16 protein-coding genes are annotated in these 21,232 nt (G+C 64.8%); 8 read left to right on the top strand and 8 right to left on the bottom strand.

Translation table 11 applies throughout. The annotated features are described in order from the left end of the window. Nucleotides 1-161 precede the first annotated feature (161 nt). The 6 genes from AC3A43_RS10035 (at nt 162) to AC3A43_RS10010 (ending at nt 11,837) form a co-directional block, all read left to right on the top strand. Nucleotides 162-2,840 carry an Rne/Rng family ribonuclease gene (locus AC3A43_RS10035; RefSeq protein WP_487792402.1) on the top strand — a complete coding sequence of 893 codons (2,679 nt, stop codon included), beginning with the start codon at nt 162-164 and terminating at the stop codon, nt 2,838-2,840. Between the two features lie 117 nt (nt 2,841-2,957). Next, entirely contained in the window at nt 2,958-4,358 is a 1,401-nt protein-coding gene (locus tag AC3A43_RS10030) for a M48 family metalloprotease (RefSeq protein WP_487792401.1), read from the top strand. Nucleotides 4,359-4,432: 74 nt separating this feature from the next. Further along, nucleotides 4,433-6,031 (top strand): DsbA family protein, encoded by a 1,599-nt coding sequence (locus AC3A43_RS10025; RefSeq protein ID WP_487792400.1) that lies wholly within the window; start codon nt 4,433-4,435, stop codon nt 6,029-6,031. A gap of 11 nt (nt 6,032-6,042) precedes the next feature. Continuing rightward, the gene (locus AC3A43_RS10020) at nt 6,043-7,857 is read left to right on the top strand and encodes a tetratricopeptide repeat-containing sulfotransferase family protein (RefSeq protein WP_487792399.1); all 1,815 of its coding nucleotides are present in this window, start codon (nt 6,043-6,045) and stop codon (nt 7,855-7,857) included. A 142-nt stretch (nt 7,858-7,999) separates the two neighbouring features. After that, nucleotides 8,000-10,372 (top strand): TonB-dependent receptor, encoded by a 2,373-nt coding sequence (locus AC3A43_RS10015; RefSeq protein WP_487792398.1) that lies wholly within the window; start codon nt 8,000-8,002, stop codon nt 10,370-10,372. Between the two features lie 142 nt (nt 10,373-10,514). Continuing rightward, nucleotides 10,515-11,837 (top strand): amino acid permease, encoded by a 1,323-nt coding sequence (locus AC3A43_RS10010; RefSeq protein ID WP_487792397.1) that lies wholly within the window; start codon nt 10,515-10,517, stop codon nt 11,835-11,837. Here the strand turns inward: AC3A43_RS10010 and AC3A43_RS10005 are convergent. The 3 genes from AC3A43_RS10005 to AC3A43_RS09995 are packed head-to-tail and all read right to left on the bottom strand — an operon-like array spanning nt 11,799 to nt 15,800. Then, complete coding sequence (locus AC3A43_RS10005; RefSeq protein WP_487792396.1) at nt 11,799-13,403, bottom strand: phytoene desaturase family protein; 1,605 nt, start codon at nt 13,401-13,403, stop codon at nt 11,799-11,801. The genes AC3A43_RS10010 and AC3A43_RS10005 overlap by 39 nt on opposite strands. After that, complete coding sequence (locus tag AC3A43_RS10000; RefSeq protein WP_487792395.1) at nt 13,400-14,611, bottom strand: FAD-dependent oxidoreductase; 1,212 nt, start codon at nt 14,609-14,611, stop codon at nt 13,400-13,402. Before AC3A43_RS10000 ends, AC3A43_RS10005 begins: the two co-directional genes overlap by 4 nt. Before the next feature lie 25 nt (nt 14,612-14,636). After that, nucleotides 14,637-15,800 (bottom strand): aromatic ring-hydroxylating oxygenase subunit alpha, encoded by a 1,164-nt coding sequence (locus AC3A43_RS09995; RefSeq protein WP_487792394.1) that lies wholly within the window; start codon nt 15,798-15,800, stop codon nt 14,637-14,639. 33 nt (nt 15,801-15,833) lie between these two features. On the opposite strand from AC3A43_RS09995, the gene AC3A43_RS09990 reads away from it, so the two are divergent. Further along, nucleotides 15,834-16,424: a TetR/AcrR family transcriptional regulator gene (locus tag AC3A43_RS09990; RefSeq protein WP_487792393.1), complete on the top strand. Its 591-nt coding sequence runs from the start codon at nt 15,834-15,836 to the stop codon at nt 16,422-16,424. Nucleotides 16,425-16,427: 3 nt separating this feature from the next. Here the strand turns inward: AC3A43_RS09990 and AC3A43_RS09985 are convergent, their stop codons facing one another. From AC3A43_RS09985 to dapB, 4 genes are all read right to left on the bottom strand, one after another. After that, nucleotides 16,428-17,798: a M20/M25/M40 family metallo-hydrolase gene (locus tag AC3A43_RS09985; RefSeq protein ID WP_487792392.1), complete on the bottom strand. Its 1,371-nt coding sequence runs from the start codon at nt 17,796-17,798 to the stop codon at nt 16,428-16,430. Between the two features lie 67 nt (nt 17,799-17,865). Continuing rightward, nucleotides 17,866-18,525, bottom strand: a complete 660-nt coding sequence (gene nth, locus AC3A43_RS09980; protein ID WP_487792391.1) for an endonuclease III — start codon at nt 18,523-18,525, stop codon at nt 17,866-17,868. After that, nucleotides 18,522-19,145, bottom strand: a complete 624-nt coding sequence (locus AC3A43_RS09975; RefSeq protein ID WP_487792390.1) for a hypothetical protein — start codon at nt 19,143-19,145, stop codon at nt 18,522-18,524. Before AC3A43_RS09975 ends, nth begins: the two co-directional genes overlap by 4 nt. A gap of 8 nt (nt 19,146-19,153) precedes the next feature. Beyond that, a complete protein-coding gene (gene dapB, locus AC3A43_RS09970) occupies nt 19,154-19,879 on the bottom strand; it encodes a 4-hydroxy-tetrahydrodipicolinate reductase (RefSeq protein WP_487792389.1) in 726 nt (241 codons plus the stop codon). Nucleotides 19,880-19,987: 108 nt separating this feature from the next. On the opposite strand from dapB, the gene AC3A43_RS09965 reads away from it, so the two are divergent. Continuing rightward, nucleotides 19,988-20,689: an NAD-dependent deacylase gene (locus AC3A43_RS09965; RefSeq protein ID WP_487792388.1), complete on the top strand. Its 702-nt coding sequence runs from the start codon at nt 19,988-19,990 to the stop codon at nt 20,687-20,689. Here the strand turns inward: AC3A43_RS09965 and tadA are convergent. Further along, on the bottom strand, nt 20,686-21,144 hold the full coding sequence (gene tadA, locus AC3A43_RS09960; RefSeq protein ID WP_487793030.1) for a tRNA adenosine(34) deaminase TadA: 459 nt from the start codon (nt 21,142-21,144) through the stop codon (nt 20,686-20,688). The two genes, AC3A43_RS09965 and tadA, sit on opposite strands and share 4 nt — an antisense overlap. Between the last annotated feature and the right edge of the window lie 88 nt (nt 21,145-21,232).

The raw sequence follows: 21,232 nt of genomic DNA, 5'->3' as shown, positions 1-21,232 counted from the left end.
CGTCGCCGGATTTGAAGACCGCATGCGCGTCCAGAACCGGACGCAGGCCCCCCACGGCAATAACGTCTTTTTTCTTTTCACCCGTATCCGCCGCGGCTTTCCCTTGGGGAGGGTCGCGGGATTTTTTGATGGCGCGCTAAGGCGCGCTTGGAGTGTAACTAATGACCACGCGCATGTTGATCGACGCGCGGCACCGGGAAGAAACCCGGGTCGCCGTCACCAAGGGAAACCGAATCGAGGAGTTTGATTTCGAGTCCGCTGAGCACAAGCAGCTCAAGGGCAATATCTATCTGGCCAAGGTAACCCGTGTCGAACCGTCGCTTCAGGCGGCATTCGTCGAATATGGCGGCAACCGCCACGGCTTCCTCGCGTTCAGCGAAATCCACCCCGATTATTATCAGATTCCGAAGGAAGACCGCGAAGCGCTGTTGCGCGAAGAGGCCGAGCACGCCGCCGCCGCCGCGCAGCGTGCAGAGGAAGACCTCGACGAACTCGAAGGCGATGTCGCCGACGTCGAATATCACGACGAAGACGACAATGGCGACAGCCGCGCCGATCGCGACGACGACCGCGACGATCGGGACGACCATGATGACGGGGACGACCGCGACGACGATGGCGACGCCGAAAATGGCGAAGGCGACGAGGGCGGCGAAGGTTCGGAAGAAAACAAGGACGGCCGCGGCGACCGCCGGGGCCGTGGACGTGGACGCGGCAACAACAACCGCAAGGGCGGTCGCGGTCGCAGCCGCCGCAACGACGACGAAGACAGCGAAAACCGCATGTCGCTGCGCCGTCGTTACAAGATTCAGGACGTCATCCGTCGCCGTCAGGTGATGCTGGTCCAGGTCGTCAAGGAAGAACGCGGCAACAAGGGCGCCGCGCTGACCACCTATCTGTCGCTCGCCGGCCGCTATTGCGTGCTGATGCCGAACACGATGCATGGCGGCGGGATCAGCCGCAAGATTTCGAACGGCGCCGATCGCCGCAAGCTGAAGGCGATGATCGACGAACTCGCGCTGCCGCCGACGATGGGTTGCATCGTCCGCACCGCCGGGATGAGCCGCACCAAGGTCGAGATAAAGCGCGACTTCGATTATCTCGCCCGCCTGTGGGACGAAATTCGCCAAAAGACGCTCGAATCGAGCGCCCCGGCGCTGGTCCATTCGGACAGCGACCTGGTGAAGCGCGCGATCCGCGATATCTATCACAAGGATATCGAGGAAGTGCTGGTCGAGGGCGACGAGGGTTACAAGGCCGCCAAGCAGTTCATGAAATTGCTGATGCCGAGCCACGCGCGGCGCGTGAAGCAATATGCCGACCCGGTTTCGCTCTATCAGCGCTATGGCGTCGAGGACCAGCTCGCCGGGATGCTCAATCCGGTCGTCCAGCTGAAATCGGGCGGCTATCTGGTGATCAATCCGACCGAGGCCTTGGTGTCGATCGACATCAACTCGGGCCGTTCGACGCGCGAGCATAATATCGAGCAGACCGCGGTCAGCACCAACCTCGAGGCCGCGGCCGAAATCGCCCGCCAGCTGCGCCTGCGCGACATGGCCGGGCTGGTCGTGATCGACTTCATCGACATGGATCATGGTTCGAACGTCCGTAAGGTCGAGCGCGCGATGAAGGATGCGCTGAAGAACGATCGCGCGCGCATTCAGGTCGGCCGCATCTCGGGCTTTGGCCTGATGGAAATGAGCCGCCAGCGCCTGCGCACCGGCGTGCTCGAAGCCTCGACGCGCCCGTGCCCGCATTGCGAAGGCACCGGCCTCGTCCGTACCGCCTCGTCGGCGGGCCTCAGCGCGCTGCGCCTGATCGAAGAGGAAGCCGCACGCGGCAAGGGCAACAAGATCACGCTGCGCGCGAGCCAGGAAGCGACCTTCTACCTCCTCAACGAAAAGCGCCGCGAACTGCGCGAGATCGAGGAGCTTTACGGCGTCACCGTCGAGATCCTGCCCGACGGCGAGACCGAGGGCGCGCGCATGGCGGTCGAGGTCAGCGGTCCGCCGCCGATCGCGCGTCGCAGCTTTGCCCCGATCGCGCCGATCGAGGATGAGGACGACGATTATCCCGAGGACGAGGATGAGGAAGAAGCCGCCGAAGAGGAAGGCACCGAAGATCGTCCTGCCCGCCAGCCGCGCGAACGCGATAGCGAGGAAGCCGATACCGATGGTGAGGGCCGCAAGCGTCGTCGCCGTCGCCGTCGCGGCCGTCGCGGCCGTCGTGACGAGAATGGCAATGAAATCCCCGAAGGCGCCGAAGATCAAGGCGCCGACGGCGAAGCTGCCGACGAAGGCAAAGGCGAAGCTGCACCGGCAGACGCCGAAAGCGAAGCGGTGGAGGCCGAGGAAACCGAAGCCAAGCCGCGCCGCCGTCGTGGCGGCCGTGGCCGCAAGCCCAAGGTCGATGCGGGTGATGCCGGTGATGAAGCTGTCGTTGAGACCGACGCTGCACCGGCAGAGGTGATCGAAGCCGCCGAGCCGGTAGCCGAGGAAGCCCCGGTTGCCGAGGAAAAGCCGAAGCGCAAGCGCGTACCGCGCAAGACCAAGGCTGCAGCCGAAGCGGAAGCCGCTGAAACGGTAGTGGAAGCCGTCGAGGCACCCATTGTCGAAGCGGTCGCCGAGGCAGAGCCCGAGGTCGAAGCCGAACCGGCCAAGCCTGCACCGAAAAAACGTGCGAGCCGCGCCAAGAAGGCCGTCGCCGCCGAAGCTGCTCCCGAAGCCGCCACGACGCGCGAGGCCGAACCGGTCGCCGCCAATGGCGACGAGGACGGTGAAGGCGAAGGCCCCGACGGCGAACCACGCCGCGGCTGGTGGCAGCGCACATTTGGCAATTAATCGGCCATGCCGGTCGGGCACCAATTGACCCGATCTTTTGTCCCCGCGCGCCTGGGCTCCGACCAAGCCATGATGGCTTCAGTTGAGGTTCAGGCGCGCGAGACAAGAAACGCGGCGATGACCCCGCCGAAACCCATTGCTTTCTCTGCGGGCGCCTGGCGTCCGTTTTTCCGTATCACCCTGACATTGCTTGCGATGTTCGCGATCGCGCTGCGCCCGGCCATGGCGCAGTCGATCCTGCGCGACGCCGAAACCGAGGCACTGTTTCAGGACATGATGGACCCGCTGCTCGTCGCCGCGGGGCTCAAGCCCGGACAGGTGCGCGTCCATCTTCTCGGCGACCGCAGCATCAACGCGTTCGTTGCCGGCAGCCAGGACATTTATGTGTTCAGCGGGCTGATCGAAGCCGCCGATAGCGCCGAAGAGGTACAGGGCGTGCTGGCGCACGAACTGGGCCATGTGATGGGCGGGCACGCGATCCGCGTCAACGAAGGCGCCAAGGCGGCGACGGGCATTTCGCTGCTCAGCCTGCTGCTCGGCGCTGCGGCGATCGCGGCGGGCGCCGGCGAGGCCGGCATGGGTGTCATGATGGCGGGCCAGCAGGCTGCGCTCGGCAAATTCCTCGCCTTCAGCCGCGTCCAGGAATCGACCGCCGACGCCGCGGGTGCGCAATATCTGTCGAAGGCCGGGATCAGCGGTCGCGGCAGCCTCGCCTTTTTCAAGAAATTGCAGAATCTCGAGTTCCGCTATGGAATCAAGCAGGACGACGATCAGGCCTATGGCCGGACCCACCCGATGTCGGGCGATCGCATCCAATCGCTGCGCGAGGTTTATGTGATCGATCCGGCCTGGACGAAACCAGCCGATCCGGCGATCGAGCTACGGTTCCAGCGGATCAAGGCGAAATTGTCGGGCTATATGGCCGACCCCGACCGCACGTTGCGCAAATTCCCCGAAAGCAACAGCAGCATTCCCGCGCGCTATGCCCGCGCCTACGCCTGGCACAAAAGTGCCTATCCGCAAAAGGCGCTGACCGAGGTCGAGGGGTTGCTCACAACCAATCCGAACGACCCCTATTTCCTCGAACTCGAAGGCCAGGTGCTGCTCGAATCGGGACGGCCCAAGGAAGCGATCCCGGCGCTGCGCAAGGCAGTCAGCCTGTCGCGGTCGCAGCCGCTGATCAGCGCGACGCTGGGCCACGCCCTGATCGCGACCGAAGATCCGGCAAATTATGCCGAGGCCGAAGAGGTGCTGAAAACCGCGGTCGCGCTCGACAACCAGAACCCCTTCGCCTGGTACCAGCTTGGCATCGTCTATGCGAACAAGGGCGATCAGGCGCGCGCCGCGCTCGCCTCGGCGGAACGATATCAGTTGGAGGGTGGACAGTCGGCGCTCGCGCTGCGTAATGCCGAAATGGCGATGCAGGGCCTGCCCCAAGAGTCTCCCGACTGGATCCGTGCACAGGATATTTCGCTGGTGGCTCGCGCCGAGGTGGAACGCGAGCGTAAACGGCGTTAGATTCGGGTGAAGACGGGAATTCGGATGAAGACGGGGGCGACGCATCGCAATTCCGTGATGCTCGAGGGCGACAAGTGACCGATAAAAAAGACGATTATTACCAGCCATGGCTGCGCGACCCCGCACCGACGCCCGGTGCAGCCCCGCTGCCGCCCGCGTCGCACGACGAAGGATTGGCGAAACCGCGCGAAACGCCGCCCGTTGGTATCGACCTTTCCCGCTATTCGGTTGAGGAAAAGCCGGTGCGCAAACCGGCGGTCACGTCTGGCCAGCTGAAGGCGGGCGCCGCCGGATTCTGGCGGGCGCTGCGCGATGGCGCCGAATCCTTTGCCGACTGGACGATCCGCGTCGGCGACCGCGCCGATATTCCCGCACGCGTCGAAGCCATGGAAATTCCGCGCCGCTCGCGCGACCTTGCAGCCAGAACCGGGGCACTGACCGCGCGCGCCGCGCGCGCCGCCGGGCGCGGATCGGCGCAGGCCGGACGCGCCACCGCCAAGGCCAGCGCCGAGGCATGGGAAAAGATGGCGCTCGGCGACAAGGCCCGGAAGCTGTCGAGCGACGCCGGGCGTGGGCTTGGCGAAGTCGCCGACAAGACCCGGGCCGGGGTTGGCAATATGGCCAAGGCAGGTTCGGAAAGCCTTCGCGACAGCATCGGCGATGCCGCGACCAAATTGCGCCCCGCGCCGCACGAAGAGCCGGCGGCGCCCCCTTCGGGCCTCGCACAATTGCTCGCACGCGAGGAAGCCGCCGCGCGTCAGGCCGAGCCGGGGGCGCCCGACCTGCCGCTGTTCACAAGCGACGCCGCGATCGCCGCGGCGGCCAAGCCCGCGGCAGTCGAAGGCGACGACCGCTCGCCGCTCGTCCAGCCGGTGCCAAAAAAGCCCGCAACCAAGGCGATGGCCGCGCAACGTTTGCCGCAGGTAAAGGGGATGGGGATGGACGGCGTTTCGACACGCACATGGGGCTTCGCGCTGGGCGGCATAGTCCTGCTCGCGGCCGCCTTCTGGCTCGGCGGCCGCCTCGGCGGCGGGATGAGCAAGAGCGAGGTCGAAACCATCGTTGCCGACTATATCAAGGCGAACCCGCAGATCATTCCCGAGGCGCTCGAAGCGCAGCGTGGGCGGGAAATCGCCAAGGCCATCGACGCGATCCGCCCCGCGCTTGAGAAGCCCTATGCCGGTGCATGGGCGGGCAACGCCGACGGCGACGTCACTTTGGTGGTGTTCACCGACTATGCGTGCGGTTTCTGCCGCGCAAGCGTGCCCGACGTCGACCGGCTGATCCGCGAAGACCGCCGCGTCAAGGTCGTGTTCCGCGAGCTGCCGATCATCGCACCGCAAAGCCGTGACGCCGCGCTGATGGCGCTCGCCGCCGCGCGGCAGGGCAAATATGATGCCTTTCACCACGCGATGTTCGCAAGCGGATCGCTCGACAAGTCGGCGATTGCCGCCGCCGCCGCGAAGGTCGGCGTCGTCACCGACGGCACCGCCGATGCGACCGCGAATGAAGCCTTGTTCCAGCGCGAACTCGACAGCAACCTCGCGATCGCAACGCAGCTTCAGCTCAACGCCACCCCGACCTGGATCGTCGGCAACCAGCTGTTCCAAGGACAGATTGGCTATGACGGGCTGAAGCAGGCGGTGGCCAAGGCACGCGCGGCGAAAAGCTGAGACGCGCGGGAATGGCGACCGTTACCCATGATCAGGCGCTCGCCAACGCCCGCCAGCTTCTGAACGGTCAGCCCGGCGCCGCGCTGGCGCAGGCACAGGCGATCATCGAGGCGGTCCCGACATCGGCGGCGGCACACCGGCTGGTCGCCCATGCGCTGCGCGCGCTGAACCGCGAGGCCGAAGCGCAGGCCGCGTCGCTCGCCGCGGTCGGCGCAACGATCCATGATGAGGCGATGGTCGGCGCCGCGCTGGCGCTCGCCGAAAACCGGCTTCCCGATGCCGAAGCCGCGCTGCGCCAGCGGCTGCGCGACGACGCGACTGACGTTGCGGCGATCCGCATGCTCGCCGAGGTCGCGGGGCGGATCGGGCGCTATGAGGACGCCGAAAAATTGCTGTCGCGCGCGCTCCAGCTCGCACCGGGGTTCGGCGCCGCGCGTGCCAATCTTGCCACCGTCTATTACAAGCAGAACCGCTTTGCCGACGCCGCCGAGACGCTCGATGCGGTGCTTGGCGACGATCCCGACAACCCGGCGCACGCGAACCTGCGCGCCGCCGCGCTCGGCCGCATCGGCGGTTATGACGAGGCGCTCGCGCTTTACGAAGAACTGACGCGCCGTTTCCCGGACCATGCCAAGCTGTGGATGAGCTATGGCCATCTGCTCAAGACCGTCGGGCGACAGGACGACAGCATCGCGGCCTATCGCCGCGCGCTGGCCGCCGATCCGGGGCTGGGCGAAATCTGGTGGAGCCTCGCGAACCTCAAGACGATCCGCTTCGACGCCGATGATCGGGTGACCATGGAAGCGGCGCTGGTTGCGGCCGAACCCGATAGCGACGCGCGCGCCGACGACCGGCTGCACCTGCACTTCGCGCTCGGCAAGGCGTATGACGATGCCGCCGAGCATGAGCCCGCATTTCGCCATTATGCTGCAGGCAATGCGATCCGCGCCAGCCAGCTCGGCTATCGCGCCGCCGACACGACCGCCTCGGTCGATGCGATCATCGCGGCCTGCACCCTCGACTTCTTCGCATCGCGCGCCGGCGCGGGCGACCCTGCGACAGACCCGATCTTCATCCTGGGCATGCCGCGCGCGGGATCGACGTTGATCGAGCAGATCCTCGCGAGCCATTCGGCGATCGAGGGGACGATGGAGCTTCCCGACATTCCCGCGCTCGCGCTCGGGCTCGGCCGCGAGAATCACGATGATGGACGGCGCTGGATCGAGGCGCTGGCCGAGACACCAGCCGAACGGCTCGCCGAGCTGGGCGCGGCCTTCCTTCAGCGCACCGCGGTGCAGCGCAAGACCGACAAGCCCTTTTATATCGACAAGCTGCCGAACAACTGGCTCTACATCGCCTTCATCCGCCTGATCCTGCCGAATGCCAAGATCATCGACGCGCGGCGCCATCCGCTCGATTGCTGCTGGTCCAATTTCCGCCAGCATTATGCGAAAGGGCAGGCGTTCAGTTACGGCCTGTCCGACATGGGCGCCTATTATCGCGACTATGTCCGGTTGGTGGCGCATATCGACGCGGTGCAGCCGGGCCGCATTCATCGCGTGATTCACGAGGCCTTGCTCGACGACCCCGAAGCCGAAGTGCGTGCGCTGCTCGCCTATCTGGGCCAGCCGTTCGAAGACGCGTGCATGGCGTTCCACAGCAATGCGCGGGCCGTACGAACGGCGTCGAGCGAGCAAGTTCGCCGACCGATCAATCGCGACGGCGTCGGGCAATGGCATCCCTATGAAGCCTGGCTGGATCCGCTGAAAAAGGCGCTTGGCCCCGTGCTCGACGCATATCCCGGCGCTCCCGCCCATTTTTCCTGAACCTTGCGCCGCAAATCGTTGCCTTTGGGCAACAGCGGACGACATTTTCGACCAGCAACCTGCAAGCCACATCAACAAGGCTTGCGCTTACGCTGCACTGCGTCATGCTCCGGTCATATAGCTGTCATTTGAGGGGGGTCTCATGCGCAAGTTCACCGCGGTTCTGGCAAAGGGCGGCGCGATGCTGCTGGGCAGCACCATCCTGTGCACGTCGGGCGCGGCGCTGGCGCAGCAAGCCGACACGAATGACGATCGCGACATTGTGGTCACCGCGTCGAAGCGCGAAGAAAATCTGCAGGACGTCCCGCTGGCGATCACTGCGATCGGCACCGAGCGGCTCGACGAGCTGCAGGTCAAGGAATTCCAGGACGTCGTCAAATTCCTGCCGTCGGTGACGATCCAGACGCTCGCACCAGGGTTCAGCCAGGTCTATTTCCGCGGCGTTGCGTCGGGCGAGAATGCGAACCATTCGACCTCGCTGCCGACCGTCGGCACCTATCTGGACGAAATGCCGATCACGACCATTCAGGGCGCGCTCGACATCCACACCTATGACTTCGCGCGCGTCGAGGCGCTCGCGGGGCCGCAGGGCACGCTGTATGGCGCCAGTTCGATGGCGGGCACGATCAAGCTGGTCACCAACAAGCCCGATACCAGCGGCACCTATGGCTCGGCGGGGCTCGAACTCAACAGCGTGTCGCGCGGCGGCATCGGCGGGGTTGCCGAGGGCTTTATCAATGCGCGGCTCAGCGATCGCGCGGCGCTCCGCCTCGTCGGCTGGTACCGTCACGATGCGGGCTATATCGACAATATCGCGGGCAGCCGGACCTATCCGACGAGCGGCGTGACGCAGACCAACGCCGATCTGGTCGAGAAAGATTACAACAGCGTCGACACCTATGGCGCACGCCTTGCGCTCGGCATCGAGCTCGATGACGACTGGACGATCCGCCCGACGCTGATGGGCCAGATCCAGAAATCCGACGGCAGCTTTGCGCAGGAACGTTCGTCCGCGGTGACGCGCAGCCTGCAGACGGTGCAGTACAACCCCGAACGCGGCGACGACAAATGGATCCAGGCCGCGCTGACGATCGAAGGCAAGATCGGGAACTGGGATTTGACCGTCACCGGCGGCCATCTGCGCCGCAAGACGCTGACCGACAGCGATTATTCGGACTATGCCTATTTCTATGACGCGCTCTTTGGTTCGGGCGTCTACCTCTATGACAATGCGGGCGATATCATCAGCCCGAACCAATATATCGAGGGCGTCGATCGCTATCGCCGCAACTTCGGCGAAATCCGCTTCGCGTCGCCTGCCGACGCGCGCATTCGCTTCATCGGCGGGCTGTTTTACCAGCGCCAGTCGCACAATATCGAACAGCATTATATCATCGACAATCTGTCCGACGATCTGCAGGTGCCGGGTACCGTCGACAATATCTGGCTGACCAAGCAGCAACGCGTCGACCGCGACTATGCCGCGTTCGGCGAACTCAGCTTCGACATCACCGACAAGCTGACGCTGACCGGCGGCGGCCGCCTCTACAAGTTCGACAACAGCCTCGTCGGCTTCTTCGGCTACAGCAATCCCGGCTACAGCACCAATCCGGTCTATGCTTGCCAGGGGCCCGCGGTCGTCAACGGATCGCCGTGCACCAACCTCGACAAGAGGACAAAAAAGACCGACTTCATCCACAAGCTGAACCTGACCTACAAGTTCACCGACGATGTGATGATGTATGCGACCTGGTCGCGCGGCTTCCGTCCCGGCGGCATCAACCGCCGCGGTTCGCTGCCGCCCTATGGCTCCGACACGCTCGACAATTATGAACTGGGGTGGAAGACCAGCTTTGGTCCGGTCCGCTTCAACGGCGCAGTCTATCAGCAGGATTGGAAAAATATCCAGCTCTCCTTCCTCGGCGCCAACGGGCTGAGCGAAGTGCGCAATGCCGGCATTGCGCGTATCCGCGGGGTCGAAGCAGACGTCAGCTATCGTTCGGGCGGCTTCTCGCTCAGCGCGGGCGGCAGCTATAATGACGCGACGATCCGCCGCGATTTCTGCGCTGTCGCCAATGCGACCTTCGACTGCACGACGCCCGGTAACGACCTGCTCGCGCCGTCAGGATCGCGTCTGCCGGTCACCGCGAAATTCAAGGGCAATGCCGTGGCGCGCTATGAATTCCCGATCAGCGGGCTGGACGGCCATGTCCAGTTCGCGGTCAACCATATCGGCAAGCGGCGGTCCGACCTTCGCACGCTCGAAAATGACATCGTCGGCAATTTCAAAGCCTATACCACCGCCGATTTCAGCATCGGCGTGAAGGGCGAGGGATGGGATGCCGAATTGTTCGCGACGAACCTGTTCGACAGCCGCGGTGTGATCAACAGCGCGGTCCAGTGCGGCGAAACTGTGTGCGGGGACGCCGATGGCGACACGGCGAATGGCGGTGTCTTTTATGACAACGTCATCCGCCCGCGCCTGATCGGCATCAAGGTGAGCAAGGATTTCTGATCGGGCAAGGAACGGCGTGGTTTCTGGCCGCGCTCGGCTCTCACCCGCCAGCCGGGGCATAGACGACGGGCTCCCATCGCGGGCAGTATCAGCCTTTGCGGTCGATCCGGACCGGGAAATGTAGGATAGGGGCCGGCTTCACATGGCAGATACGACCACCGCGCGCGTGAGGCCGGCCCAAAAGCTCGGCCTTGCGATGTGCGTCGCGCTCGTCATGGGCAATATGATCGGCTCCGGCGTGTTCCTGCTCCCCGCCAGCCTCGCGCCTTTCGGCTGGAACGGGGTCGCCGGATGGGTGATCACCATCATGGGCGCACTCGCACTGGCGGTAGTCCTCGCGCGGCTGACCGTCGCCTTCCCGCAGGCAAGCGGCCCGACCGCCTTCGTTCAACTCGCCTTCGGGCGTATCCCCAGCTTCATGATCGGCTGGGCCTATTGGGTGTCGGTGTGGACGGCCAATGTAACGCTTGCGGTCGCCGCGGTCAGTTTCCTCAGCCTGTTCGTGCCGGCGCTCGGCCAGCATATGGCGCTATCGACGCTTGCGCTGATCTGGATCGTTACCGCGATCAACTGGCGCGGCGCGCGGGCCGCAGGCCGCTTTCAGGTCGTGACTTTGCTGATCAAGCTGATCCCTTTGCTGACGGTGATGATCCTCGTGCCGCTCGCCTTCGGGAGCCCGACACCCGTCGTCACGACGCCTTTTCCTGCCGAAGGACTGTCGATCACCGCGGTCAGCGGATCGGCAATCCTCACGCTGTGGGCGCTGCTCGGCTTTGAATCGGCAAGCATCGCGACCGACAAGGTGAAGGACCCCGTCGTGACGATTCCGCGCGCGACGATCATCGGGACGCTGACGACGGGCATCCTATACCTCATCGTCTGTTCGGCGGTCGCGCTGATGCTGCCGGCGGCGGAGGTCGCCAGATCGGATGCCCCCTTCGCGCTGTTCGTCGAGACCTATTGGGGACATGGCCCGGCGCTGTTCATCGCCGCTTTCGCCGCGATCAGCGCGATCGGGGCGCTCAACGGCTTCACGCTGATTCAGGCCGAACTGCCCGCGACGCTCGCGCGGCAGGGCCTGTTTCCCGCCCGGTTCGCACGCACCAATCGCCACGGGACGCCGGTCGCCGCGCTGCTGATCGCAAGCAGCCTCGCGAGCGCCTGCGTCATCCTGAACAGCAACAAGTCGACCGCCGAGATGTTCACCTTCATGGCGATCCTGTCGACCTCGGTGACGTTATGGCTCTACCTGTCGTGCGCCGCCGCGGCGCTGCGGCTGCGCGTCGCGATACCCGCCGCCGCGATCGGCCTCGCCTATTCGGTCTGGACGTTGTGGGGCGCGGGCATATGGGTCAGCGCGCTGAGCCTGATCCTGATGGCGGCGGGCTTGCCTCTCTATTGGTGGACGCGCGAGTCCGCGCCCACCTCAGCGCCATTTGGGAGCGAAGAAACCCCGGTCGCGTAGGATCACCTGCGCCGCGTTATGCCCCGGCGCGCCCGTGACGCCGCCGCCCGGATGGGTGCCCGCACCGCACATATAAAGACCTTTGAGCGGACCGCGATAGGCGCCGTTGCCGAGCACCGGGCGCGCCGACCATAGCTGATCAAGGCTCATATTGCCGTGCATGATGTCGCCGCCGACGAGGCCGAACTTGCGTTCGAGCCCCTTGGGGCTGAGGATCTGGCGTCCGACAATCGAGGCGCGGAAGCCCGGAGCATGCGCCTCGACGGTGTCGATGATCGTGTCGGCCGCCTTGCCTTCCTCATCATCCCAGTCGCGTCCGTCCGGAAGCTCGGGGGCGAACTGCTGACAAAAGAGACTCGCGACATGCTGGCCCGGCGGCGCGAGGCTGTCGTCGATCGTCGAGGGGATGAGCATTTCGACGATCGGCTTCTTCGACCAGCCATATTGTTTCGCGTCGAGGAAGGCGCGGTCCATATAGTCGAGCGTCGGGGCGAGGATGATCCCCGACTGATGATGCTCGCCGGGTTCGGGAAGGCAGGTGAATCTGGGCAGCTCGCTGAGCGCGACGTTCATGCGGAAGGTACCGCTGCCCGCCTTGAACGCCTTGATCCGGCGGCGGAACTCAGGCGCGATATCGCCGTCGTCGAACATCCGTTCGTAGAGCAGCTTTGGCCCGACATTGGCGATGACACGCGCCGCGGCAATTTCCTCGCCGCTGACCAGCTTGACCCCGACCGCCTTGCCGCCATCGACCAGAACGCGCGAAACGGGCGCTTCGAGGCTGATCTCGACGTCGAGCTGGGTGCACACCTTCGCCATCATCTGGGTGATCGCGCCCATGCCGCCGATGCTGTGACCCCATGCGCCCTTCTTGCCGTTCACTTCGCCGAAGACGTGATGGAGGAGGACGTATGCGCTGCCCGGTGTATCAGGGGACGCATAGTTGCCGACCACGGCGTCAAAGCCGAAGGCGGCTTTCACCGCTTCGCTCTCGAACCAGCTGTCAAGGAAGGTCCGCGCGGACTTGGTGAAAAGTTCGAGCACGTCGCGCTGCTGCGACAGGCTGAGTTTGGTCAGCCCGCGCCCCTGCCGCGCCGCGTCGATCAGCGTCTTGAAGCCATCGCCGACATTCGGCGGCGATTTGAGCGCGAGGTCGCGCAGCACGTCGGCCACGCCCTCGAGCATGTCATAATATTCGGGAAGGCGCGCGGCGTCGTGGGCCGAGAAGCGCGCGAATTCCTTCTGCGTGCGTTCCAGCCCACCACCAAGTTTCAGATAGCCGCCATCTTCCTGCGGCAGGAAATTGCTGATCGGCCGCTCGATGACGCGATAGCCGTGCTCGGCAAGCTTCATGTCGGCGATGACCTTGGGCTGGAGCAGGCTGACGGTGTAGCTCGCGACCGAATTGCGGAAGCCCGGCGCGAATTCCTCGGTCACCGCAGCACCGCCGACGACGTCGCGCGCCTCGACGATGCGGACCTTCAGCCCCGCCTTGGCAAGATAGAAGGCGCAGACGAGGCCGTTGTGGCCGGCGCCGATAATCAGGGCGTCATAGGCTTTGGTCATGAGAATTCTTTCGCAAGCGGGGATTGGACATGCTGGCGGCCGAAGCCGAGGCCAAGAATACGGCCCGGGATACGGCGCAGCAGCGGAATGCGGTTGAGCAGGCGAACCGCGAACGGCACGCGCGTGATCTCGCCGCGCAGCATCGGTTCGATGATATTCTGATGCGCGAAACGCTGCATCGCCTGCATCCGCGTCGTCGGTTTCCAGCGGCGCGCCTGCACCTTGGCCAGGAGCGGATCGGGATCAGCCCCGGCGGCAAGCGGCGCCGCGAGAATATTCGCGGTCGCAACCGCGTCTTGCACCGCAAGGTTGATACCGACACCGCCAACCGGCGACATCGCGTGCGCGGCATCGCCGATCGCAAGCAGCCCGGGACGCGACCAGCGCGTCAGCCGGTCGAGCGCGACCGTGAGCAGTTTGACGTCGTCGAAGCCGGCAATTGCGTCGATGCCCGCGGCAAGGCCGGGGACGAGCGACGTGACATCCTCGCGAAAGGCGGCGATCCCGCGGGCTTCGATCGCAGGAAATCCACCCTTTTCGATGATCCGCGCGCATTGCCAATAATCGCCGCGCGGGATGGCGACGACCATGCCGCGCGTATCGATGGTCCCCAGCGGCACGTCGGTCGGAGCACCGGCGGGCATCGGGATACGAAACCACAGCACGTCCATCGGCGCGCCAAGGTCTTCGAGCGGCAGTTCGGCTGCGTCGCGGAGTACCGAGCGGCGACCGTCGGCGGCGATGACGAGCCGCGCCGGAAGCGTCTCGCCCGTGGTCAGCGTCACGCCATTCACCCGGCCCGCGGCGTCGAAGGTCGGGCCGGTCGCTTCGGTCGACAGGCGCAGGTCAAAGGTCGGATAGGCCCGGCCCTGCCGTGCGATGAAGTCGAGCAGATCCCATTGCGGCATCATCGCGACATAGGGCGCGACGACGGGCAGGTTTTTCAACGACGCGATCGTATAGCGCCCGCCGAGCAGGTCGAGCGTCATCGTGTCGACCTTTGCGTGCGGCAGTTTCAGCAGTTCATCGAGCAGCCCGATTTCGTGGAACAGTTCGAGTGTCGAGGGATGCACCGTGTCGCCGCGAAAATCGCGGAGGAAATCGGCGTGCTTTTCGAGGATGGTGACGGGGACCCCGGCGCGTGCGAGCAACAGGCCCGCGACCATGCCCGCAGGGCCGCCGCCGACGATGATAACTGGATCGCTCATACTCCCCTCCTCCCGTGCGTTGCGACTAGCGGCTCCATCCCGGCGGCGGCGCCTGTTCCTGCCGCGCTTCGGGGATCAGGTCGCGCATCCGCGAACAGAAATGCTTGAGGCACACCTCCTTGTCGCTGAGCGGCCCCATGGTGAAGCTTTTCGACTGCATCCCCTGCTGGACGCGGGTGATCAGCTCGGTGTCCTCGGCGTTGACCTGGCGGTTGATGCGCCAGTTCAAATAACGCGCGGCCTTCATCTCGCGGCGCTCATCGGGGAGCACATAGGAGATTTCGCGGATCAGGCACGTCGTCGGCCCCGTCGGCAGCCACTGCATGAAATCGACCTGATCGGGGTAGATGTCGAACGCGACGTTCGGCCAGAGCTTGAAATAGAGCCAGTGGCGCTGCTTGTCCGCCGGCAAATGCGGAACCGGCGGCAGCAGCCGCTGGTACATGCGTTCGGACCAATTGACCGACGGCCGGTCGATCAGGTCGCCCCACATGCGGTCGACATTATCCTTAGCCTCGACGCCATAGCTTTTGCCGAACAGGCGCGTGAGGCCGGGGTGTGCGACGGGGATGTGAAGGCCGTCCGAATAATTGTCGCCGACATTCTTCCAGTTCACGTCGCGCGGGCGGAGTGTGACGCGGCCGAGCGCGCCAAGCTCCTCGAAGCGATAGGGAGCAACCTGCGCTTCATAGGGCGCCATCATCGTCGCGACCGACGGGCCGCCATCATCGTCGAGCCGCACGAACCAGAAGCCACGCCATTGTTCGAGGCCGACGGGGACGAGCCCCGCCCTGCCCTTGTCGAGCGTCGGATAGCTTGCCGAATCGGGGACGCCGGTCAGCCGGCCGTCGAGTTCATAGGTCCAGGCATGATAGGGGCAGACGAGCTTTTTCGCGCAGCCCGCGGCGCCATCGACAAGGCGCGAACCGCGGTGACGGCAGACATTGGTGAAGGCGCGAACATTGCGGTCGGTGCCGCGCACAACGATGACGCTTTCGCCGCAATAGTCGATGCTGTGCCAGTCGCCAACGTTCGGGATGTCGCTGTCGTGGCAGACGACCTGCCAGCTCGGGCGGAAGACGCGCTCCATTTCGGCAGCATGGAAATCGGGATCGCTGTAGGTCCAGGCAGGCAAGGACCAGCCGTCGTGCGGGTCGATGTTGGTGAAGGTGTCGCGTAGCGTTGCCATGAGTCGATCCTTGTTGTACAAGCGTATAACAACATGCAGCCCGCTCGCCAAGCCTTTACGCGCGAAAGCGCCGATGCCCGCCGCGCCGGCCTGATCGAGGCGACCGGGGCGTGCCTTGCCGAACATGGCCTTGCTGGCACCAACGTCCGCGCGATCTGCGCCAAGGCCGGGGTGTCGCCGGGGCTGCTCCGCCATTATTTCGGCGGCATCGACGATCTGGTCGCGGCAACGTACGAAGCGACGAGCGACCGGATGGACGCGATCTTTGCGGGCGCGGTCGAAGGTGCCGGCGCCGATCCGCGCGCGCGGCTTCTGGCCTATCTGACCGCAAGCTTCCGTTCGCCGGTGACCGATCCCGAGCTGCTCGGCGCGTGGACCGCCTTTTGGGCGCTCGCGCGCAGCGATGCGCGGATGGCGGATATTCACGCGAAAAGTTACGCGGGCTATCGCGCCCGGCTTTGCGAATTGCTGATCGCGTGCGGCACGGCCGACGCCGGGCGGCTGGCGATCATGCTGACCGCAATGGTCGATGGTCTGTGGCTCGAACTGTCGCTCGACGCCGAAAGCTTCGGCGCCGAGGCGGCAGTTCAGATGGTCGAACGCGCCGTCACCGCGCTCGCCTGACGCTTATTTCGACAGATCGCGCAGCAGGCTGTCCCAATGCGCGAGCGCCGGCGCGATCGCATCGACCGGAACGCGTTCGTTGAGGCCGTGCGCGTAGCTGTCGCTCGCCTTGCTGAAGAGGCCCGCGACACCATAGCTCGGCACGCCCTGGATGCGGAAATGATAGCTGTCGGTCGCGCCCGCGCTCATCGACGGGATGATCGGCAGCCCCGGCGCGCGTGCATGCACCGCCTTCGTCACCGCGCCCACGACGTCGGCACGCAGCGGCGAGGCATCGCTCGCGCTGGCGTCGGGATCGGTGTTCACCTTGATCGCGGGATCGGCGATGATTTTTTCGAGTTCGGCGCGCACCGTTTCGACGGCAACGCCGGGAAAGATGCGACAGTTGATGTTCGCGGTGGCGCGCTGCGGCAGCGCGTTCTCGGCATGGCCGCCCTTGACCAAGGTCGGCACGCAGGTGGTGCCGATCTGGCCGACATATTCGGGATCGGCGCGGATCGTCGCGATCGCCTTCGCATCCGACGGGTTGGCGGCAAAGGCCTTGAGCGCCGCGCCGATTTCGCCGCCGACCTGATCGGCGACGATCGGCATGCCGATTTTCGTCAACTCATTCTGTTGCGGCGTGAAGCGATAGGCGCCGACCTTTTCGAGCGCCGTCGACAGCTGGACGATCGCATTGGTCGCACCGGGGCGCGAGCTGTGCCCGCCGGGGTTGGTGACTTCGAGCGTGAAGTCGGCATAGGTTTTTTCGCCGGCCTGCAGCCCGTAATATTTGGGCTTGCCGTCCTCGCCGATCGTCCCGCCGCCGCCGTCGCCGTTCAGCGCGAATTCGGCGCCCTTATATTTGGCGGCGAGCGCGCGCGTCGTCAGCATCTGGGTTTCCTCGTCGCCCGAAAGCAGCAGGATGATCGAGCGCCTGGGCTTGAAGCCGTCCTTCTTGAGCTGCGCCATCGTGGCGACCATCATCGAGACGTCGAACTTGTTATCCTCCGACCCGCGGCCGAAAATATAGCCTTGTTCCTCGACCGGCACGAACGGATCGCGCGTCCAGTCCTTCGGATCGGCCTCGACGACATCCATATGGCCGAGCAGCACGATCGGCTTGCCCTTCCCCGTTCCGGCGAGCGTCGCGGCGAAGGTCGCGGTTTCGCCTACGGGCGTGATTTCGATATCGCTGTCGGCATAGCCCGCGGCTTTCAGCACGCTGGCATAATAGGCCGCGAGCTTGGGCACCTGTCCGCGTCCCTCGACGGTCGGGATTGCGATGCTGTCCTTCAGGATTTTCTTGGCGGTTTCGGTGTCGGCCGGTTTGGCATGGACGGGTGCAACTGCGAGCAGCGCGGCGGAAGCAAGAAAAGCGGAAACAAGGCGCATATCTTCGACCCTCTTTTTTGGAATGGCTGTGTTCAATCGGTTCGCGCTGCGCTTGTCGAGCGGAATTTCAGGCAGCCGCCTTCTTTCCTTTCGGCGCGGGCGTCTTCGGCTTGTACCGGCAGAGGTCGTCGACCGGGCAGCGCCAGCATTCGGGGGTGCGCGCCTTGCAGATGTAGCGGCCGTGGAGGATCAGCCAATGGTGTGCACCGACGCGGAAGGGCCCCGGCGTGTTTTTCTCGAGCTGCTTCTCGACCGCGAGCACCGTCTTTCCGGGTGCGAGGCCGGTGCGGTTGCCGACGCGGAAGATATGCGTGTCGACCGCGAAGGTCTCCGCCCCGAAGGCGCAGTTCATCACGACATTGGCGGTCTTGCGCCCGACCCCGGGGAGTTCGACGAGCGTGTCGCGGTCGGCGGGCACCTCGCCGCCGAAATCGCGGACGAGGATTTCGCTGAGCGCGATGACATTCTTCGCCTTGCCGTTGAACAGCCCGATCGTCTTGATGTGCTGTTTGAGGCCATCTTCGCCAAGGTCGACCATCTGCTGCGGCGTCTTCACCTCTTGAAAGAGCAGCCGCGTCGCCTTGTTGACGCCGACGTCGGTCGCCTGCGCCGACAGCACGACGGCGACGAGCAACTGATAGGTGTTGCCATATTCCAGCTCGGTCTCGGGACTCGGGTTGAGCTCGGCTAGGCGGCGATAGAATTCGAAGATATCGGCTTTCTTCATTTCGGCGTTCCATGCCGAATGACCTCGCGTTCAGACGCGCGAGCAATCTCAATGAGCCAACTGACGTCTTCATCAGACAGGGTAAGGTAGCGGACCCATGAAGGGTTTGAGCACTGTCCCTGAACATGCTGTCCAAAGCGGTCAGGCCAACGCGTTGCCAGCTTTTCTAGCCAGCCGCCATCATTGCCGTGCTTGAGATAATTGGCAGCAAAGCAAAGCGCGTCCACGTCCGCGTGAAGTGGCACGCTCTCACGAATCGCATCCGCGATCAGGTCAGTATGTTTTCGAAAGCGGGTAGCGGACTGGTTCGGAATATTTCGTTCCCAATGGTGGTAGATCGCAATGGTAATCGCCGCCCTCAGTTCGACGAGCGCATCATCGACAGTCTGCTGCTCCAAGCGATAGACGTCTTCTTGGTCCCACAGCCTATGCCCGTCTGTTTCCCATTCTCCTATTGGAGCATTGCCGTGATCGGTATGGCGCCGATATTCTCTAGTCCGATCTCCAAGATCGATACGATGCTCGTTCAGTGTTCCCTTCGCAGCATGGTACATCATGCCGATGGCCTTCAGTCCCTCGGCATAATGATACGCGGCCATGTCAAAGCTCAGGTCAGCCACGGTAGTGGTTATAATCCCAACACTTGCGGCATGGTATAGCGATCGGGCTTCTGCTGGATCAGCCACAGCGCCGCGCGCACCGCGCCGCGCGCAAAGATCATGCGGTTTTCTGCGCGGTGTGAGAGCGTGATCATCTCCGCCGGCCCGGCGAAGATCACATCATGATCGCCCGCGACGGTGCCGCCGCGCAGGCTGGCAAAACCGATAGCGCCGCGACCGCGTGCGCCAGTGACGCCGTCGCGGCCGCGTTCGGAGGCAGCCGCGAGGTCGATTCCGCGTCCTTCGGCGGCGGCCTGGCCCAATAGCAGCGCGGTGCCGCTTGGTGCGTCGACCTTTTTGCCGTGGTGCATTTCGAGGATTTCGATGTCCCAGTCGGCGTCGAGCCGCGTCGCCGCCTCGCGCACCAGATGCGCGAGCAGCGTCACCCCGAGCGAGGTGTTGCCCGTCTGGAGCACCGCGATATCCTTCGCCGCATTGTCGATCAGATAATGGTGACGCTCCTCGAGCCCGGTCGTGCCGATGACGATCGGCGTCCCGGCCGCGATGCAGGCGTCGAGCGTCGCTTCGAGCGCGGCGGGTGAGGAAAAGTCGACGAGGACATCGCTGTCGCTGGCGAGCTTCAGCAGATTGCCGCCCTTGTCGACGCCGCGATGCTCCTGCCCCGCTTCGGCAATCGCGGCGGCGAGCGCGACGCCCATCCGCCCTTCGCTGCCGATGATACCGATGCTGGTCATAGTCCGTCCCCTGATTGCCAACCTCCCTTAGCCGCTCGTGCCGAGCGAAGTCGAGACATCGGTCGCGGCGTCTCGACTTCGCTCGACACGAAGGGATAGAGAGGAGGCATGACCGACATCCAGAACATCGTGATCCTGACCGGCGCGGGCGTATCGGCGGAAAGCGGCATCGACACCTTTCGTGACGGCGGCGGATTGTGGGAACAGCATCGGGTCGAGGATGTCGCGACCCCCGAGGCGTTCGCCCGCGATCCCGACCTGGTGCTGCGATTCTATGACATGCGGCGCGAGGCGATCCAGACCAAGGTGCCGAATGCCGCGCATGACGCGCTCGCGCGGCTCGATGCCGCATGGCGGGGCGAGCTGTTGATCGTCACGCAAAATGTCGACGACCTTCACGAGCGCGCCGGCGCGAAGCGATTGATCCACATGCACGGCGAGCATCTGAACGCCTGGTGCACCGCGTGCGACGCGCGCGTGCCATGGGCGGGGCCGCTGCTCGATCGGCCCGCCTGCCCCGCGTGCGGCGCCGTCGGCACATTGCGTCCCGATATCGTCTGGTTCGGCGAGATGCCGTACCAGATGGACGAAATCTATCATGCGCTGAACCGCGCCGACCTGTTCGTGTCGATCGGCACATCGGGCGCGGTCTATCCCGCCGCGGGTTTCGTGCGCGAGGCGCGCAAGTCGGGCGCGCGGACGCTCGAACTCAATATGGAGCCGAGCCAGGGCAGTTACTGGTTCGCCGAGGCGCGGCATGGGCCGGCGAGCGTGCTGGTGCCGCAGTGGGTCGCGGAGATGCTCGGCTAGTCCTTTTGTTTCGGTGTTGCCGAAACGGGGCGCCGCGCGGCGAAGAAATTGCGGAGCAGCGCGCCCGCTTCGTTCGCACCGATGCCGTCGTAAATTTCGGGCCGGTGATGGATGGTGGTTTGCGCAAAGGTGCGAGGGCCATGGACGACGGCGCCACCCTTTGGATCATCGGCACCATAATAGAGCCGCGCGATTCGGGCATGGGCGATGGCGCCGGCGCACATCGCGCAAGGTTCGAGGGTTACGTACAGATCGCAGCCGTCGAGCCGTTCGTTTGCGAGCATTTTCGCCGCAGCGCGAATCGCAACGATTTCTGCGTGGGCGGTCGGGTCGTGCGATTCGCGGGGATTGTTGTGGCCCTCGCCGATAATCGCGCCGTCCTTGACGACGACCGCGCCAACGGGCACTTCGCCCAGATCGCCCGCTTTTGCGGCGAGTTCGAGCGCACGGCGCATGGCCGGGGGGAAGAACGAAACGGTCACCTGGATGCGCTAGTCGCTTGACGAATCTGCGGCAAGCCGATAAGCGCGCGCCTTTCCCGGC

The sequence above is a fragment of the Sphingopyxis sp. Soil_C_28 genome (assembly GCF_057657055.1).
This window is presented reverse-complemented; position numbering and strand designations above follow the sequence as displayed.

Coding starts and splice junctions, on each gene's coding strand:
- AC3A43_RS10000 (WP_487792395.1), bottom strand. CDS start 14,611: ATGAGCGATCCAGTTATCATCGTCGGCGGCGGCCCTGCGGGCATGGTC.
- AC3A43_RS09985 (WP_487792392.1), bottom strand. CDS start 17,798: ATGCGCCTTGTTTCCGCTTTTCTTGCTTCCGCCGCGCTGCTCGCAGTT.
- AC3A43_RS10015 (WP_487792398.1), top strand. CDS start 8,000: ATGCGCAAGTTCACCGCGGTTCTGGCAAAGGGCGGCGCGATGCTGCTG.
- dapB (WP_487792389.1), bottom strand. CDS start 19,879: ATGACCAGCATCGGTATCATCGGCAGCGAAGGGCGGATGGGCGTCGCG.
- AC3A43_RS09995 (WP_487792394.1), bottom strand. CDS start 15,800: ATGGCAACGCTACGCGACACCTTCACCAACATCGACCCGCACGACGGC.
- AC3A43_RS10005 (WP_487792396.1), bottom strand. CDS start 13,403: ATGACCAAAGCCTATGACGCCCTGATTATCGGCGCCGGCCACAACGGC.
- tadA (WP_487793030.1), bottom strand. CDS start 21,144: ATGCGCCGTGCGCTCGAACTCGCCGCAAAAGCGGGCGATCTGGGCGAA.
- nth (WP_487792391.1), bottom strand. CDS start 18,525: ATGAAGAAAGCCGATATCTTCGAATTCTATCGCCGCCTAGCCGAGCTC.
- AC3A43_RS09965 (WP_487792388.1), top strand. CDS start 19,988: ATGACCGACATCCAGAACATCGTGATCCTGACCGGCGCGGGCGTATCG.
- AC3A43_RS10010 (WP_487792397.1), top strand. CDS start 10,515: ATGGCAGATACGACCACCGCGCGCGTGAGGCCGGCCCAAAAGCTCGGC.
- AC3A43_RS10030 (WP_487792401.1), top strand. CDS start 2,958: ATGACCCCGCCGAAACCCATTGCTTTCTCTGCGGGCGCCTGGCGTCCG.
- AC3A43_RS10020 (WP_487792399.1), top strand. CDS start 6,043: ATGGCGACCGTTACCCATGATCAGGCGCTCGCCAACGCCCGCCAGCTT.
- AC3A43_RS09990 (WP_487792393.1), top strand. CDS start 15,834: ATGCAGCCCGCTCGCCAAGCCTTTACGCGCGAAAGCGCCGATGCCCGC.
- AC3A43_RS10035 (WP_487792402.1), top strand. CDS start 162: ATGACCACGCGCATGTTGATCGACGCGCGGCACCGGGAAGAAACCCGG.